Origin of the sequence: Thiorhodococcus fuscus, assembly GCF_042682685.1 — a bacterium.
Classification (GTDB): Bacteria; Pseudomonadota; Gammaproteobacteria; order Chromatiales; family Chromatiaceae; genus Imhoffiella; species Imhoffiella fuscus.
Map to the genome: position 1 here is coordinate 108592 of NZ_JBHUHX010000059.1, position 16181 is coordinate 124772.

Sequence of the window (16181 nt, forward strand, 5' to 3'; positions counted from 1 at the left end):
GCGTTGTTCTTCTCCGCTGGTTCCCACGCCGAGCGTGGGAACGCAATCATGCGGCCTGAGCCGATTCGCCGATCCCGAAATCCTCCGGGAAGTGCTTCACCGCCGAGAGCACCGGATAGGGCGCCATGCCGCCCATGGCGCAGAGCGAGCCCTTGATCATGGTGTCGCACAGCGCATCGAGCAGGGCGAGATTCTTGGCGCGCTCCTGGTTGGCGATGATGCGGTCGATCACCTCGACCCCGCGCTGGGAGCCGATGCGGCAGGGCGTGCATTTTCCGCAGGACTCGATGACGCAGAACTCCATGGCGTAGCGCGCCATCCGGGCCATGTCGACACGGTCGTCGAAGGCGGCGATTCCGCCGTGACCGATCATGGCGCCCATCTGGCTGAACGCCTCATAGTCGAGCGGCACATCGAACTGTGACGCGGGGACATAGGCGCCGAGCGGCCCGCCGACCTGCACCGCGCGGATCGGCCGCCCGCTGGCCGAGCCGCCGCCGTAGTCGTAGAGCAACTCGCCCAGGGTCAGGCCGAACGCCTTCTCGACCAGGCCACCGTGACGGATGTTGCCGGCGAGCTGGAACGGCAGGGTCCCGTGCGAACGCCCGACACCGTAGTCGCGATAGAAGGCCGCGCCCTTGGACAGGATGATGGGCACGGACGCCAGGCTCATGACGTTGTTGATGACAGTCGGCATGCCGAACAGACCGGAGATGGCCGGCAGAGGCGGCTTGAAGCGCACCAGCCCGCGCTTGCCCTCCAGGCTCTCCAGCATGGAGGTCTCCTCGCCGCAGATGTAGGCCCCGGCGCCCATCCGCACCTCCAGCTCGAAGGCATGGCCCGAGCCCAGCACGTCCGGCCCCAGCAGACCGGCATCACGCGCCTTGGCGATGGCGCATTGGAGCGTGCGGAAGGCATGCGGATATTCGGAGCGGCTGTAGATGTAGCCCTGGGTGGCGCCGACCGCCAGCGCGGCGATGGTCATGCCCTCGATCAGACAGAAGGGATCGCCCTCCATCAGCATACGGTCGGAGAAGGTGCCGGAATCGCCCTCGTCGGCGTTACAGACGACATACTTGCGCGGCGCCTCGGCCTCCAGCACCGTGCGCCATTTGACGCCGGTCGGGAAGGCCGCGCCGCCGCGACCGCGCAGCCCCGATTCCGTGACCTCCTGGACCAGCTCGACCGACGACATGGCGAGCGCACGTTCCAGTCCGCCAAAACCTCCGTTCGCCCGGTAGGCTTCGAGACAGAGCGGATCGCAGACCCCGACTCGGGCGAAGGTCAGACGCTCCTGTCCGGCGAAATAGGGGATGTGCTCGGTCAGGCCGTGCCCGAGCCGATGCGGACGTCCGTTCAGGAACCCGGAGGCGAAGAGATCGGGCACGTCGGACGGCGTGACCGGGCCATAGGCGATACGCCCGGCCGGGGTCTCGACCTCGACCAGCGGCTCCAGCCAGAAGAGACCGCGCGAGCCGTTGCGCACCAACTCAATGGCGACACCCAGACGCTCGGCCTCGGCCCGGATCGCTTGAGCGACCGACTCGGCGCCGACCGAGAGCGCGCTCGAATCGATGGGAACGAAGATACGCAGACTCATGCAGACACCTCCTCGGCTCGCAGCCCATCCACCAGCCTATCGAACCGACTCGAATCGACCCGACCGAACACCTCGTCGTCGATCCGAATGGCCGGCGAACAGGCGCAATTGCCCAGACAATAGACCGGCTCCAGACTGATGGCCCCATCGCTGGTCGTCTGATGAAAGTCGACTGCCAGGCTCGCCTTGGCATGGGCCTCCAGCGTCTGAGAACCCATCGCCTGGCAGGACTCGGCGCGGCAAATCTGGACGATGTGGCGGCCCGGCGGCTCGCGTCGGAAGTCGTGGTAGAAATCCAGCACGCCCTGCACCTCGGCGCGCGAGAGGTTGAGCGCGTCGGCGATCAGAGGAACGGCCTCCTCCGGCACCCAGCCCGTCCGTCCCTGGATCGCGTGCAGAATCGGAAGCAGGGCGCCCGGAAGGGACGCCTTCTCGCGCACGATGCCCTGAATGGCATCCAGATCGATGGACGAAGCAGTCGACATGGGGCGTTCTCCTTCAAAGGTCGGTACGCGGTTCGAATTGGGCGCCCCGGTTTCACCAGGCCGACCCGCGAGCGCGAGACGAATCAGCCGCCATTGGCGACCGGGGCGGAAAAACGTTCTGAAAAGGTCCGACCGGTCGAATCCCTGGCCCGCACCGCCAGATCGCCCAGCTGGTCCGGAACGAAGGTCAGACGGATGCTCGGATCCTCGCTGATGGAGATATTGCCGTCCAGGCGCAGCAAGGGCCGGCCGGCATAGTCCATCTCGATCTCCAGCAGATAGTCGGGCGGGATGTAGCGCCGCGCGATCTGGTCGAACTGCAGGCCCGAGCTGTTGGGATGGCGGATCAGCAGTTGCAGCGCGAGCGGTTCGCCCGCCTCGACGCGCTCCGACCACCGCACCTTCATCCGCCCGAGGTCGGCCTCGGCGGCGGCCGGATCCTTCGATGAGGGCGCCGAGCAGCCGCCTGACGCCTTGACGAAATTGGCCGCCATATAGAGCTCGCCGTCGTTGGTCTCGGCAATCGCCCGGACATGGCTGTAGCTGTCGATCCGCACCCGGGTCGCCAGGCTGCTCCAGGGACGATCACCGGTGAAGTGGAAGACGCCCGCGACCGGGGCCGGATTCATGTCGATGACCAGATGCACGTCCTTGATGTAGCGCTCAGGCGTCTGCGCGAAGGTCGCCTTGATCTCGATCGGCACCACCGCCGCATCGAGCGCGCGATAGGGCGTCTCCAGCGCGATCACACCGTCGGCATCCCGGATCTGGCGGTCGCCGAACAGGGCCGACCGGATCTCTTGCCAATGCGCCTGCTGGTCGGACTCGGACGCAGGCTCGGCCAGCGCGACGGAGCCGAGACCGAGGAGCACGACGAGCAGCAGCAGCCTGAGCCGGCTCACCTCCCAGGCCCAAGGATCCTGTGCCGATTCTGGAACAGTCTGGATTCGCATCCGTCACCTCTGAAACAGGGCGCACCCCGGTTGAACGGCCGAGGGAACCGGCATCTCGTCCGAGCGGCCCGTCCAATCGAACCTCGCCAGGACCGACCCGGCGGTATCCCCGGATTGCGCTCTCGCTCCATCCGGGCGACGGACCGCCTTTCTGTCGCCCGGGTGGAGCGCCGCGAAAGGCAGGCGACTTCGGCCGCGCTCTATCGGTCGCCTCCAAGATCGATGCCAGCTATCCGGCCATCAGACCCCGAACAGCACCAGCGTCTTCTTCACCGTCATCCAGATCCCCCAGACGAGCGGGATCCAGATCACCGTCCAGGCCAGCAGCACCTTGCCCGAATGGGTCGCCTCCTGCGCCAGGGCCGAAACGTCCTGGGCGAAATGCTGGTGCGTGTCATCGGCGAGACGCTTCTCCTCGGCCAGCTCCTCGTCGCTCATGCAGTGCTGCTCGGCGACCGGGCGGATCAGCGCGTTGCAGATGAAGCCCAGCACCAAAATCCCGGCCAGGATGTACATGGTCATGGTGTAGGCATCGGCGCGGGCGACGCCCTGGTCGAGCTGGTACTCGCGGATGTAGTTGACGATCACCGGCCCGAGGATGCCGGCCGTGGCCCAGGCGGTCAGCAGCCGACCGTGAATGGCGCCGACCATCTGGGTGCCGAACATATCGGCCAGATAGGCCGGCACCGTGGCGAAGCCGCCGCCGTACATCGAGAGAATCACGCAGAAACAGAGCACGAAGAGCGCCAGCGTCCCGGCTGCGGCGGTCGAGGGGATGGCCGCGTAGAGCGCGCAGCCGAGCAGGAAGAAGATGGAATAGGTCAGCTTGCGCCCGAGCTTGTCGGAGAGCGAGGCCCAGAAGAAGCGCCCGGCGATGTTGAGCAGCGACAGCAGCCCGGTGAAGCCGGCCGCGACCGCCGCGATCTCGGTCTTCTGGACGGCGGTCAGCTCGTTGAAGGTCGCCTCGACCCCGATCAGACGTCCGGCGAACACCTCCTGCAGCAGTGGCGAGGCCATACCGATGATGCCGATACCGGCGGTCACGTTCAGACAGAGCACCGACCAGACGAGCCAGAACTGGGGCGTGCGCCAGGCCTTGTCGAGATGGACGTGACGGCTGGTCATCATCGCCTTCTCGGCGGCGCCGGCAGGCGGAGTCCAGCCGGCCGGCTTCCAGTTCGGCGGCGGCACCCGGTAGCCGAGCGCGCCCGCCATCATGAAGACGAAATAGATGGCCGCCAGACAGAGGAAGGTCTCCCAGACGCCGACCGAGGTCTCGGTCGCGAAGTGGCGCATCAACCGATCGGCCAGCGGCGCGCCGATCATGGCGCCGCCGCCGAAACCCATGATCGCCATGCCGGTCGCCATGCCGCGACGGTCCGGGAACCACTTGATGAGCGTGGACACCGGAGAGATGTAGCCGAGCCCGAGTCCGATGCCGCCGATCACGCCGGATCCGAGCCACAGCAGCCAGATCTGATGGGTCATGATGCCGACCGCCGAGATCGCCAGACCGCCGCTCCAGCAGAAGGCGGCCACCACCCCGGCCTTGCGCGGACCGGCACGCTCCAGCCAGCCGCCCCAGATGGCCGCCGAGCAGCCGAGGAAGACGAAAAAGAGCGTGTAGACCCAGCCGAGCATGGAGATCTTCCAGTCGCAGCCCGTCGCGAAGACCTGGGCGAAGAAGCCCATGTCGGCCGGACAGGCGATCGGTGCCGTGATGCCGACCGCCTTGGACAAGGGCAGCCAGAACACCGAGAAGCCGTAGGCCATGCCGATGCAGAGATGGATGGCGAGCGCAGCCGGGGGGACCAGCCAGCGATTGAAGCCCGGTCGGGCGATGGTCCGTTCGAGCGCGAGCAGGCCGGGGCCGGCCGGCACAGCGATAGGCGTTGCGGTCATGGGAATCCTCCTGTTGGATGCATCTGTCACCAGATCGACGACGACCGACCGGTCAAACCGGTCGGCGGGATACCGGGCTTTTTCGTGTGCCTCTGTGAATCCCGCGTCGCGACCGAGACTAGCGGAGGTGACGATCCGGTGAACAACGAAAAAAACCGAACGGCCGTTCGTCCGAACCGAACGCCAGCGATCAGCCCGAGGCGCGGCCCGCCTCGGCGGCATGGCGACAGAAGGGGCCGACGGCCTCGGCGAACAGCGCCTCCACCATCGGCGAACGCGGCTCGCGCGCCATCGCGACCAGTGAGATCTGCCAGGTCAGACGCGGCGCGATCAGCTCCAGCGCCTTGACCCCGTCCGGCACGCCGATCAGCTCCAGCACCGAGCGCGGCACGATGCTGCACCAGGCGCCCGAGCAGACGTGGGCCAGCAGCGAGACGATGGAGTTGGTCTCCAGGGTCACGTTCGGACGGCAATCCTGACAGTGGAACACCTCGTCGATGGTGCGCCGGTTCTGCATGTCCGGCGTCAGCAGACAGAGGTTCAGCGCCGCAGCCTCGCGCCAGCTGATGGCCTCGCGCTCGCCGATGGCGCCTCCGAGCGGGGCGAGCAGCACATGGTCCTCCTCGCACAGCGGCGTGCGCACCAGATCCGTTTCCTCGGCCGAGGCGGAGTAAAGAATCCCGGCATCGAGCTCGAAGGAACGCAGACGGGCCAGGATCTCGTCCGTGCTGAGCGAGAGCACCTCGGTACAGACGAGCGGATGGCGCAGCGCGAACCGCGAGGTCAGCGAGGCGACCACGGTCAGCGCGGTCGGGATCACGCCGAGCCGCATCCGCCCGGACAGACCATCGCGCAACCGAGCCAGCTCCTGGCGCAGATCGGCCGCGCTGGCCGCCGCGCGTTGGGCGTAATCGAGCACACACCGCCCCTCGGGCGTCAGTCCGGAGAACTGCTGACCGCGCTCGACGACGGCCACCCCGAGTTCGGTCTCCAGATCGCGAATCGCCGCCGACAGTGTCGACGGTGAGACATGGCAGGCCGCTGCGGCCCGTCCGAAGTGCCGCTCGCGGGCCAGCGCGATGAGATAGAGATATTTGCGCGCGATCATGCGCGAGCGACTCCCCGACGAATCCTCTGTGCCGATCCCGAGACAGCGCCCGAACGCATCCACCAAATCTGCAACAGCGGCATGGGATTCCCGATCCAGATCGAAGGCATCGACCCCTACTCCCACTCCAGCTCGACGAAGGCGGCTGTGACGTTGCGCCCCTGATAGGCGTCGAACAGCAGCCAGTGTCCGGGGTTCTCGCGCCCGAGTTCGACGACCGCCTGCTCGATCGTCCCGCGCGCACGGATCAGCCGACGGACGCCTTGCGCCAGTGCGTCGAGATAGCGCCGCTGCTCGGCCAGGGCAGCACGCCAGTCGGCCGGCACCGGACCATGCCCCGGAACGACCCGCTGGGCCGGGAACGCCATCAGCGCATCGCAGACGCTCAACCAGCCGAGCAGGCTGCCGTCCAGGGCCGGAATGCGCTCGACGAAGAGCAGATCGGACAACCAGAGGGTATCCGTGCGCCGATCGTAGACCGTCAGATCGGCATTGGTGTGGGCGGTCGGATAGGCGCGCAGTTCCAGCACCCGACCACCGAGATCCAGTTCGGTCCGGTCCGCAACCGTCCGGCTCGGCGCCACCAGACGGCTGCCCTCGGCGATCGGTCCCAAGGTATCCCTCGCACGGACGAGATAGCCCTCGCCCCGACGGGCCATGGCGTCGGGCAGATTGGCATGGCCGACGAACGCGGGCCGATCCTGCTCGAAGGCCGCAGCCCCCAGGATGTGGTCCGGATGGACATGGGTCAGGATCACATAGGCGATCGGCAGATCCGTCACCCGACGCACCGCCGCGCGCAGCGCCAGCCCTTCTTCGAGCGAGCCGCCGGTGTCGATCACGGCAACCCGCTCGGTCCCGACGATGAAGCCCAGATTGGCGATGCGCCCATGATTGGACGCCGAGGCATCCTCCTGCACGCCGGCGTGGGAGAAGACACCGGGCGCGATCTCGCTTACCGGCAATGGATCGACCGCCAGCGCGAACGCGGACCAGAGCGCAGCGACGGTGGCGAAGAGGCCGGCCAGGTTGGCTCGCCGGAACTGAACGGGGATCAACAGTCGCATCTCCAGCAGGTGGGAACCGCACCGCGTAGCCTGGATGCAGCGCAGCGAAATCCAGGTTCTTTCAGGCAGTGGCGACGTTCAAATCGACGATCAATGGCCCCCATTTTGCTTGTAGGACGCACCATCGGTGTTCTCACGACTCCGGAAGCAAAGTGCGGACCAGCGATCGGACGAGCGGCCCGAACTCCGGACGACGGACCAACCCTCGAACAGGAGTTGAGATGCCCATTGTCATGTCACACACACGGCCCCTCGGACCGATGCGCTGGATCCGCTTCGCCGCGCTTGCCCTGACCCTGCTTGCGCCTTCGCCGCCGATCCTCGCCGACGGCACGGTCCGGCTGGCGGTCCTCAAATTCGGCACCCTGTCCTGGGAGGCGGACGTCATCCGCCGCAACGGTTTCGACCGCGCCGAGGGCTTCAGCCTGGAACCGAGCGTCTTCGCCGGTCCCCAGGCGACGCTGGTCGCGCTCATGGGGGGAGACGCGGACATGGCGGTCACCGACTGGATCTGGGTCTCGCGCCAGCGCGATGCGGGCCGACCATACAGCTTCGTCCCCTATTCGACGGCCATCGGCGCGCTGATGGTGCCGAGCGGATCGGACATCGGATCGCTCGCCGACCTCGCGGGCCACCGCATCGGCGTCGCCGGGGGACCGCTCGACAAGAACTGGCTCCTGCTGCGCGCCCTCGCCCGCCAGCGCTCCGGCCTGGATCTCGCGAGCCAGGTCGACCCCGTCTACGGCGCGCCGCCGCTCCTGAACGCACAGATCCAGCAGGACCGCCTGGACGCCGTCATCACCCACTGGCCCTATGCCGCCCGTCTGAGCGCGGTCGGCTACCGTCCGTTGATGGACGCACGCGAGGCCATGTCAGAACTCGGCATCCAGGCCGAGGTGCCCATGATCGGCTACGTCTTCGACGAGGACTGGGCCAAGTCGCACCGCGAGACGACCGACGGATTCTTCCGCGCCGTCGCCCGCGCCAAGTCGCGTCTGGCCGAATCCGACGCCGAATGGCAGGCCCTGCGCCCGCTGATGGGCGTCGATGACGAGGCGACCTTCATCGCGCTCCGCGACGGCTATCGGGCCGGCATCCCCAAACGCTGGGGCAAGGCGGAACGCGCCGCCGCCGAGCACCTGTTCGAGATCCTGCGCGCGACCGGCGGCGAGGCACTGGTCGGCAAGGCCGCCCGGCTCGCGCCCGGAACCTTCTGGGAAGGGGCCACGGATTGACCCTGCCCCGGCCGGATCGCCACCCGCTCGCACTGAGCCTGACCTCGGCGCTCTGCCTGATTCTGCTCTGGCAGTGGGGCGCCTGGCAGGCGCAAAGCAATCTGCTCCCGACGCCGCTCGCGGTATTCGAGTTCGCCCGGACAGCCGTCGTCGACGGCGACCTGCTCGAACATCTCGGCGCCACGCTGCGCCGCGTGACGCTCGCCTTCGTCATCGCCATGCTGGTCGGCGGCACGCTCGGCAGCCTCATGGGCCGATTCAAGACGCTGAACGCCATCCTGGATCCCTGGCTCATCCTGCTGCTCAACATCCCGGCGCTGGTCATCATCATCCTCGCCTTCGTCTGGTTCGGGCTCAACGAGACCACCGCCGTCATCGCCATCGCGCTCAACAAGATCCCCAACGTCATGGTCATCCTGCGCGAGGGCGCGCGCACGCTGGACCCGGACTTTCGCGAGATGGCCCAGAGCTTCCGGCTCGGCTGGCGCAAGACGCTGGTCTACGTGACCCTCCCCCAACTGCTGCCCTACATCGCCGTCGCCGCGCGCTCGGGGCTGGCGCTCATCTGGAAGATCGTGCTGGTCGTCGAGCTGCTGGGACGCAACGACGGCATCGGTTTCATGCTCCACACCTATTTCCAGCTCTTCGACGTCACCGGAATACTGGCCTACAGCCTCTCCTTCATCCTGGTCATGCTGGGGATCGAATATGCACTCCTCCAACCGCTCGAACGTCTCGCCAATCGCTGGCGGCGTTGATCCGACGGCGCCTGGATCGAGACGTCCGCAACGAGTCGCCATGCCCAGAGAACAACTCACCCAATGCCCGCCGCTGGTCGAGATCGAGATCGCGCGCAAATGCTTCGCCGACCCGGAGAGCCATCGGCTCAGGATCGTACTGGAGGGGTTGAGATTCGCCTTGCGGCCCGGGGAGGTCGTCGCGGTCATAGGTCCATCGGGATGCGGAAAGACGACCCTGCTCCAGCTCGTCGCCGGTCTGGACGAGGATTTCGAGGGCCGCATCGCCTGGTCCGACGCGCGCTCCGACCAACCCCCTCGGCTCGGCTATGTCTTCCAGAATCCGCGCCTGCTGCCCTGGCTCACGCTGCGCAAGAACATCGAACTGGTGCTGAACGAACGGGCGCACCCGCGCCGCCAGGTCGACGACCTGCTCGCGCTCACCGGGCTGACCGGATTCGCCGAGCTGCACGCCAATCGCCTCTCGGTCGGCATGCAACGCCGCGCCGCGCTCGCCCGCGCCTTCGCCGTGCAACCACGACTGCTCTTGATGGACGAGCCATTCGTTTCGCTCGACGCACCCACCGCCCAGCAGTTGCGGCAACTCCTAATCCAGATCTGGGACCACACCCGCCCCACCATCCTCTTCGTCACCCACGACCTGCGCGAGGCCACCATGCTCGCCGATCGCATCCTCTGCCTCTCCAGCAACCCCGCCAGACTCATCGCCGAAATCCCGGTTGGCATTCCCCGCACCGAGCGCCTGAACGCAACCGCGACCGAGCAGCGCCACACCGAAATCCGATCCCGCTTCGAGCGCCTCTACGTATGAGCCGTAGTAAAGCGGACTTAAATTGGCATTGACGTTAATTAAAAAAAACCGCTATTACTTAAATAAAGAGCGAAATCAGATGTAGGCACCCCATCAGCATGCCCGAACCAACCCGCCTTGGCCGTTTTATCGAATCCCCCGTCGCTGGCGAGATCGTTAGCGCATTCATTCCACCAGCGCTGCCGCCGAATCCGCCGATCGACGTGCTCAGCCTCCTCCATCATCTGAGCGCTGCGGAGCGCGCCTTGGGGCGACTCGACGGCATCACCATCCTGCTACCGCGCCAGGAACTGTTCCTGTACATGTATGTGCGCAAGGAAGCCGTACTGTCCTCGCAGATCGAGGGAACCCAATCCACCCTATCGGACCTCCTGCGCTTCGAAGCCGAGGCACAAGCCGGCCAGCCGATCGACGATATCCGAGAGGTCTCGAACTATGTCGACGCCATGATGTATGGCCTCGAACGCCTGGAGCACTTGCCTCTGTCACTTCGGCTCATCCGCGAGATCCACGCCAAACTGCTCAAGGGGGGGCGCGGTGGCACCAAGAACCCAGGCGAATTCAGGCGCTCACAGAACTGGATCGGCGGCACACGTCCCGGAAACGCCCTGTTCGTCCCACCGCCCACGACCGAGCTGGACGCCTGTCTCAATGCGCTCGAAGGCTTCATGCACGAAGAGGATTCACGGCTCCCGGCGCTCATAAAGGCAGGGCTCATGCACGTGCAGTTCGAAACGATTCATCCCTTCCTAGACGGCAACGGACGCATCGGACGCCTGCTGGTCACGCTCTATCTCTGCACGCATGGCGTGCTACGCAAACCGCTTCTCTATCTCAGCCTCTACCTGAAAAGTCACAGAACCGACTATTACCGGCTGCTTCAGGAAGTCAGAGAACAGGGTGCCTGGGAGCCATGGCTCGAATTCTTCCTGACCGGCGTCGCCGAAACCGCCAATCAGGCGTTCGATGCGGCAACGCGTATCGTCGAGCTATTCAAGGATGATCGCGAGCGCATCGCCGCAAGCGGCGACCGGGTCAACTCTGCCCTGCGAGTCCACGACCTCCTCCAACAGAGCCCCTACCTCACGGCCAACGTACTCGTGACTCGAACCGGGCTCTCGGCCCCGACCATCAACGCCGCGCTATTGGATCTCCAGCGTCTCGGAATCGTCGAGGAGGTGACGGGCCGTCGACGTGGACGTGTATTCGCCTACCGAAGCTACCTGGCCATCCTTGGCGAGGGCACGGATCCGCCCTCGACCCCGTAGCCCGGGGCAGCGCAGCGAAATCCAGGAGGCACCACCAAACCTCGCCGCCGCACCAGTACACACCAGGATTGCGCTGACACCGCATCCGGGATAGGGTCGGGCACCGACACACTCGGCGCGCTCATACAGAGCGAGGTGGTTCATCGATGAATCCAACGAGGGACCTGCGATCCCCGAAAGCCGCGTCCAACGCGAGACAGCGCAAGAGAGCCCCAATGTTCGGCGTCACACTATTACTGGCCGCACTCACGCCCCCGGCCCTGCCGACGGGGCAGCAACTGGCCGAGCGGCTGTTCCAGGCCGCCATCTCACGATTCGGAGGACCCTGCCAAGGAATCGAACGCACCCGGGCGCTCGGAACCGGATCGAACGGAGCGGCACTGGTCGCCGTCGCCTGCACCAAGGGCGGACGGCACGTGTTGCGCATCCACGCGGATAACACCGTCTCCTACATGTCGCCGTGCGCGGATTTCGAGTCGCTCACCGGGCTGCGCTGTTTCCCCGCAGAAAAGGGCCGCTGATCTCGCCTAGAAGGCCACACTCCTCTGCGCGCGCCCTGTAGAAGCAGGCAACCGCCCGGCGGCCCGATCTCCGGTAGCGAGTTTTCTCGGATATCCTGCTAGTTTATGCTCTTGATACATCGCAATTAATTAGGAACCGGGAGCGCACGCTCCCAACGCAAGGGCACATGGCGAATTCGCAACGCCCATGCGTCCCCATGAACGGACACTCCAAGATGGCCCGGCGAACGCCGAGAAGACCGTCGCGACCACACCGGATGCGCCTCGCCCGACAAAAGGCGCAGCAGAATAGATCGATGAATTCCCCGCGCTCTACAGAATGGGGAATCCGAGCGGACCCGTGCAAAGCGGGCCGTCACTAAAATGAGGAGGTGAGGAACGTGGGTGAAGCAATCATGCAGCTCAGCGGGTCTGAGCATGCGGACTTGGTCAAGGCCGCAATCGCTGGCGACGAGATGATCTGCTCGCAGTTCGACGAGATCACGGTCGCCTCATGGCACCGTTGTTATACGGGTTACGGGCTCGATCCAATCGATGCCCCGGATCCGGTGATCATCCCCCGGGGCGATCTGCGCGAGCGCCAGGATCGCGCCTGTCATCTGCTGGAGATCGCCCGCCACGAGATGACCAGTCTCTACCAGCAGCTCGCCGGCTCGGGACACGCCATCATTCTCACCGACAATGAAGGCGTGCTGCTCAACTACATCGGCGATCCGATGTTCACCGACACCGCCGCCAACGCCTGCCTGCAGACGGGCGCAGTCTGGGACGAGCGGACCCAGGGCACCAACGGCATCGGCACCTGCGTGGTGGAGAAGAAGGCGTTGGTGGTTCACAAGGCCGCGCACTATCTGACACGCAACGCCAACCTCACCTGCGCGGCGGCACCCATCTTCGATCCGCACGGCAACGTACTGGCGATCCTGGATGCCTCAAGCGAGGCCAAGCTGGCCCAAAAGCACACCATGGTGCTGCTCAACATGTCGGCACAGATGATCGAGAACCGGGTCTTCTTCTGCGCCTTGAAGGATGCCTACGTCTTCCGATGTCACAGCCGGGCCGAGTTCCTCGGCACGCTTGGCGAAGGGCTCATCGCCTTCACCCCGGAGGGTCGCGTCCTGGCCGCCAACCGTAGCGTCATGTTCCAGATGGGGCTCGAGTCGCCGCAACAGATCGTCGGTCAGGAAATCCAGGAGCTCTTCACCATCTCTCTGCCGATGCTGCTCAAGCGCGCCCACTCCCAGAGTTGCCCGGCCTTCCCCATCATCGAAACCCACTCGGAACGCCGCTTCTTCGCCAAAGTCCAGCCCCCCGAAAAGACCTCCGCGCCAACGCCGGCACCGATCCAGCGGCGAGCGGCCTCCAACCTCCGCACCGAGGCCTGTCTCGCGCGCTACGCCCCCTTCGACGCACTGCATTTCGGCGATCCACGGATGAAGCGCAACATCGAGACCATCCGCAAGGTCCTCGACCGAGACATTCCCTGCATGCTGTTCGGCGAGACCGGTGTCGGCAAGGATGTCTTCGCCCGCGCCATGCACCAGTCCAGCGCCCGCAGCGACAAGCCATTCGTCGCCCTCAACTGCGCCTCGCTGCCCGAGTCGCTGATCGAGAGCGAGCTGTTCGGCTACAAGGCCGGAGCCTTCACCGGGGCGAGCCGCGACGGCAACCGGGGCAAGATCCTCCAAGCCGACGGCGGCACGCTCTTCCTCGACGAGATCGGCGACATGCCGATTCATCTGCAGGCCCGTCTGCTGCGCGTACTGGAAGACCGCACCGTCGTACCGCTCGGCGGCGACAAGCCGATTCCGGTCTCCATCCAGCTGATCAGCGCAACCCATCGCGACGTGCGCGGCCTCATCGCCGAGGGCAAATTCCGCGAGGACCTCTACTACCGCATCCACGGCATCTCCATCCAGATCCCAGCCCTACGCGACCGCGCCGACCGGCGCGAACTCATCCTCCGGGTCGCCCAAGAAGAGGCCGGCGAGAACGTTCAACTCGAATGGGAGCCAGCCGCCCTGGAGCACATGGTCGCCTATCAGTGGCCAGGCAATCTGCGCCAGTTGCGCAACGTGCTGCGCGCGGTCACCGCGCTCTGCGAGGATCATTACGTGCGGATGCGCGACCTGCCCGACGAGATCCGCCACCCGGCGCACGAATCGGCCCAGGGCGACATCCCGGCACCCGAGTTCAACGCACTGGCGGTCGCCGAACGCGATGCCCTGCTGAAGGTCCTGGAAGGCGCCCATTGGAACGTCAGCCTGGTTGCCAAAAACCTCGGACTCAGCCGCAACACACTCTACCGACGGATGAAACGCTATGGAATCAATCCGGCACGTTGACTGGCGAGCGCGATGACTCCGCCCGAGACGCCCCGCCTGGCCTGGGCCATCACCGGCTCGGGGCATTACCTGAACGAATGTCTCGAACTGCTGGCGCAGCGCGAAGATGTCGACCTGTTCCTCAGCCGAGCCGGAGCTGAGGTCATGGCCATGTACGGACATGACCTCAAGGCGTTGCGCGAACGTATGACCTGCTTTCGCGACACCACCGCCAGCGCCTCGCCGGTCGGCCTCTTCTACAAGGGACATTACTCGCGGCTGGTGGTGGCCCCCGCCACCTCCAACACTGTGGCCAAAATGGTGTGCGGCATCTCGGACTCGCTGGTGACCAACATCTACGCCCAGGCCGGCAAATGCCGCATCCCAAGCCTCGTCTTCGCCTGCGACACGGCACCCGCGATGGAGACCGAGGCACCGAGCGGTCAGGTGATGGTCTACCCACGCCGCATCGACCTCGAAAACGTCGAACGTCTGCGAACCTTCGAGTACACCCAGATCGTCGACAGCTTCGCCGAGCTCAAAACCGCGCTGGAATCGCCGCCAGACCGAAACGAATCCCACGGACACACGCGTCCCGAGACCATCAAGCATCCAGACCAACCTTAAGCGAGAGCCAAACGCCCGTGATCCAAGAAGTCATCGTCACGACAATCGACCCGTTGGGCGAACCGCACATCGCCCCTATGGGCATTCGCCGCCGCGAGGATTTCCTCGTGATCTCTCCCTTTCGACCGTCCAGAACGCTGGAAAACCTGCTCCAGACTCGGCACGCTACCGTCAATTACACCGACGACGTGCGCGTGTTCGCCGGCTGCCTGACCGGGCGGCGCGATTGGCCGCTCATGGACAGCACCCGCATCGACACTCCCCGTCTGCGTGACGCCTTGGCCCACACCGAGCTCGAACTGCTCGACCTGGAAGAGGACGAGATTCGGCCGCGTCTGCTCTGTCGCGTCCTCCACGAGGAGACGCACCGCCCCTTCCAGGGATTCAACCGCGCCCAGTCGGCCGTGCTGGAGTTGGCCATCCTGGTCAGTCGTCTGGAACGACTGCCGTTCCAGAAGGTGGTGGAGGAGATGGCCTATCTGCTCACGGCCGTCGAGAAGACCGCCGGTCCGCGCGAGCAGGAGGCATGGAACTGGCTGATGGACCATGTCACCCAGCGCAAGGCCCTCATGGAAGCGGGGGCATGACCCGCCTGCTGGCGAGCGTCACCGATGCCGACGAGGCCGAGTTGGCGATCCAAGGCGGCGCGGATCTGATCGACCTGAAGGATCCCGTTCGGGGTGCGCTTGGCGCGCTGAGCCTGGCGGATATCCAGCGCATCCTGGCCCAGGTCGGAGGACGCCGCCCGGTCAGCGCCACGATCGGCGATCTGCCGCCCGATCCGGAAACGACCGACGCGGCGATCCGCGCCACCGCCGCTACCGGCGTCGACTTCATCAAGATCGGCTTCTTCTCCGAGCGGCATCTCGACGCCTGTCTCCCGGTCGTCGCCGATCTGCCCGCCACCTGGCGCATCGTCGCCGTCCTCTTTGCCGATCGCCCGACCGCCAATACCGATCCCGCCCGCTTCGCCGCAGCCGGGTGCGCCGGGGTCATGCTCGACACCGCCGACAAGTCGCGCGGACGACTGCTCGACCATCTCGACACCGATTCCCTGCGACGCTTCGTCGAGCGTGCCAAGCAGCTCGGTCTCATGAGCGGACTCGCCGGATCCCTGCGCCAGGAAGACATCCCGCACCTCCTGCCGCTCGCCCCCAGCTATCTCGGCTTCCGAGGCGCGCTGTGCGCGGCCGGTCGGCGGGTCGAACGACTGGTCCCCGAGCGCCTAACCGAGATCCGCGCCGCCCTGTAGACCGCTCGAATCTCGCCTCGGCCCCGAACGGCGCAGTAAGAAACAATCCTCTGGTGACACTCTGTTGCGAGCCTGGCGCAGCCAAGGCATGGCAACCTCGGCCACTCCAGGCTCGGTGCTCTGGCACTCCAATTGCTCCCATGAAAAACCCGACTACGACAAACAGCCAGATGGCAATAAGAGCAGCACAGGAGAGACAGAGATGATCTACGCCAAGCCCGGCCAACCCGATTCAAAGTTCAGCTTCAAGCCCCGCTATGCCAACTTCAT

The 16181-nt window shown here is 65.7% G+C and carries 16 protein-coding genes; 10 read left to right on the forward strand and 6 right to left on the reverse strand.

The window, feature by feature from the left end; translation table 11 throughout:
• Nucleotides 1-46 precede the first annotated feature (46 nt).
• From ACFSJC_RS18735 to ACFSJC_RS18760, 6 genes are all read right to left on the reverse strand, one after another.
• Nucleotides 47-1600, reverse strand: a complete 1554-nt coding sequence (locus ACFSJC_RS18735) for a formate dehydrogenase beta subunit (RefSeq protein ID WP_386028723.1) — start codon at nt 1598-1600, stop codon at nt 47-49.
• Complete coding sequence (locus tag ACFSJC_RS18740) at nt 1597-2085, reverse strand: formate dehydrogenase subunit gamma (RefSeq protein ID WP_386028724.1); 489 nt, start codon at nt 2083-2085, stop codon at nt 1597-1599. The genes ACFSJC_RS18735 and ACFSJC_RS18740 overlap by 4 nt, the downstream gene beginning before the upstream one ends.
• Nucleotides 2086-2168: 83 nt before the next feature.
• Nucleotides 2169-3038, reverse strand: coding sequence for a quinoprotein dehydrogenase-associated SoxYZ-like carrier (locus ACFSJC_RS18745; RefSeq protein ID WP_386028725.1), 870 nt, complete (start codon nt 3036-3038; stop codon nt 2169-2171).
• A 240-nt stretch (nt 3039-3278) separates the two neighbouring features.
• On the reverse strand, nt 3279-4940 hold the full coding sequence (locus tag ACFSJC_RS18750; RefSeq protein WP_386028726.1) for an OFA family MFS transporter: 1662 nt from the start codon (nt 4938-4940) through the stop codon (nt 3279-3281).
• Between the two features lie 190 nt (nt 4941-5130).
• On the reverse strand, nt 5131-6048 hold the full coding sequence (locus ACFSJC_RS18755; protein WP_386028727.1) for a LysR family transcriptional regulator: 918 nt from the start codon (nt 6046-6048) through the stop codon (nt 5131-5133).
• Nucleotides 6049-6164: 116 nt separating this feature from the next.
• Nucleotides 6165-7106, reverse strand: a complete 942-nt coding sequence (locus tag ACFSJC_RS18760) for a quinoprotein relay system zinc metallohydrolase 2 (protein WP_386028728.1) — start codon at nt 7104-7106, stop codon at nt 6165-6167.
• 242 nt (nt 7107-7348) lie between these two features.
• Between ACFSJC_RS18760 and ACFSJC_RS18765 the strand changes: the two genes are divergently transcribed.
• The 10 genes from ACFSJC_RS18765 to ACFSJC_RS18810 form a co-directional block, all read left to right on the forward strand.
• The gene (locus tag ACFSJC_RS18765) at nt 7349-8350 is read left to right on the forward strand and encodes an ABC transporter substrate-binding protein (protein ID WP_386028729.1); all 1002 of its coding nucleotides are present in this window, start codon (nt 7349-7351) and stop codon (nt 8348-8350) included.
• The gene (locus ACFSJC_RS18770; protein WP_386028730.1) at nt 8347-9108 is read left to right on the forward strand and encodes an ABC transporter permease; all 762 of its coding nucleotides are present in this window, start codon (nt 8347-8349) and stop codon (nt 9106-9108) included. The genes ACFSJC_RS18765 and ACFSJC_RS18770 overlap by 4 nt, the downstream gene beginning before the upstream one ends.
• A 40-nt stretch (nt 9109-9148) precedes the next feature.
• Complete coding sequence (locus tag ACFSJC_RS18775; RefSeq protein ID WP_386028731.1) at nt 9149-9919, forward strand: ABC transporter ATP-binding protein; 771 nt, start codon at nt 9149-9151, stop codon at nt 9917-9919.
• Between the two features lie 98 nt (nt 9920-10017).
• A complete protein-coding gene (locus ACFSJC_RS18780; protein ID WP_386028732.1) occupies nt 10018-11187 on the forward strand; it encodes a Fic family protein in 1170 nt (389 codons plus the stop codon).
• Nucleotides 11188-11402: 215 nt separating this feature from the next.
• Nucleotides 11403-11708: a hypothetical protein gene (locus ACFSJC_RS18785; protein ID WP_386028733.1), complete on the forward strand. Its 306-nt coding sequence runs from the start codon at nt 11403-11405 to the stop codon at nt 11706-11708.
• A gap of 380 nt (nt 11709-12088) precedes the next feature.
• On the forward strand, nt 12089-14053 hold the full coding sequence (locus ACFSJC_RS18790) for a sigma-54-dependent Fis family transcriptional regulator (RefSeq protein ID WP_386028734.1): 1965 nt from the start codon (nt 12089-12091) through the stop codon (nt 14051-14053).
• A gap of 12 nt (nt 14054-14065) precedes the next feature.
• Complete coding sequence (locus ACFSJC_RS18795; RefSeq protein WP_386028735.1) at nt 14066-14659, forward strand: flavoprotein; 594 nt, start codon at nt 14066-14068, stop codon at nt 14657-14659.
• A 17-nt stretch (nt 14660-14676) separates the two neighbouring features.
• Nucleotides 14677-15246 carry a DUF447 domain-containing protein gene (locus tag ACFSJC_RS18800; protein WP_386028736.1) on the forward strand — a complete coding sequence of 190 codons (570 nt, stop codon included), beginning with the start codon at nt 14677-14679 and terminating at the stop codon, nt 15244-15246.
• On the forward strand, nt 15243-15911 hold the full coding sequence (locus tag ACFSJC_RS18805; RefSeq protein ID WP_386028737.1) for a (5-formylfuran-3-yl)methyl phosphate synthase: 669 nt from the start codon (nt 15243-15245) through the stop codon (nt 15909-15911). The genes ACFSJC_RS18800 and ACFSJC_RS18805 overlap by 4 nt, the downstream gene beginning before the upstream one ends.
• Before the next feature lie 88 nt (nt 15912-15999).
• On the forward strand, nt 16000-16181 hold a 182-nt coding region (locus ACFSJC_RS18810), incomplete at its 3' end, for a hypothetical protein (protein ID WP_386028738.1).

What these genes read in the sequence shown, in the direction of transcription:
- ACFSJC_RS18735 (WP_386028723.1), bottom strand. Translation starts at nt 1,600, where the DNA reads ATGAGTCTGCGTATCTTCGTTCCCATCGATTCGAGCGCGCTCTCGGTC.
- ACFSJC_RS18740 (WP_386028724.1), bottom strand. Translation starts at nt 2,085, where the DNA reads ATGTCGACTGCTTCGTCCATCGATCTGGATGCCATTCAGGGCATCGTG.
- ACFSJC_RS18745 (WP_386028725.1), bottom strand. Translation starts at nt 3,038, where the DNA reads ATGCGAATCCAGACTGTTCCAGAATCGGCACAGGATCCTTGGGCCTGG.
- ACFSJC_RS18750 (WP_386028726.1), bottom strand. Translation starts at nt 4,940, where the DNA reads ATGACCGCAACGCCTATCGCTGTGCCGGCCGGCCCCGGCCTGCTCGCG.
- ACFSJC_RS18755 (WP_386028727.1), bottom strand. Translation starts at nt 6,048, where the DNA reads ATGATCGCGCGCAAATATCTCTATCTCATCGCGCTGGCCCGCGAGCGG.
- ACFSJC_RS18765 (WP_386028729.1), top strand. Translation starts at nt 7,349, where the DNA reads ATGTCACACACACGGCCCCTCGGACCGATGCGCTGGATCCGCTTCGCC.
- ACFSJC_RS18775 (WP_386028731.1), top strand. Translation starts at nt 9,149, where the DNA reads ATGCCCAGAGAACAACTCACCCAATGCCCGCCGCTGGTCGAGATCGAG.
- ACFSJC_RS18780 (WP_386028732.1), top strand. Translation starts at nt 10,018, where the DNA reads ATGCCCGAACCAACCCGCCTTGGCCGTTTTATCGAATCCCCCGTCGCT.
- ACFSJC_RS18785 (WP_386028733.1), top strand. Translation starts at nt 11,403, where the DNA reads ATGTTCGGCGTCACACTATTACTGGCCGCACTCACGCCCCCGGCCCTG.
- ACFSJC_RS18795 (WP_386028735.1), top strand. Translation starts at nt 14,066, where the DNA reads ATGACTCCGCCCGAGACGCCCCGCCTGGCCTGGGCCATCACCGGCTCG.
- ACFSJC_RS18805 (WP_386028737.1), top strand. Translation starts at nt 15,243, where the DNA reads ATGACCCGCCTGCTGGCGAGCGTCACCGATGCCGACGAGGCCGAGTTG.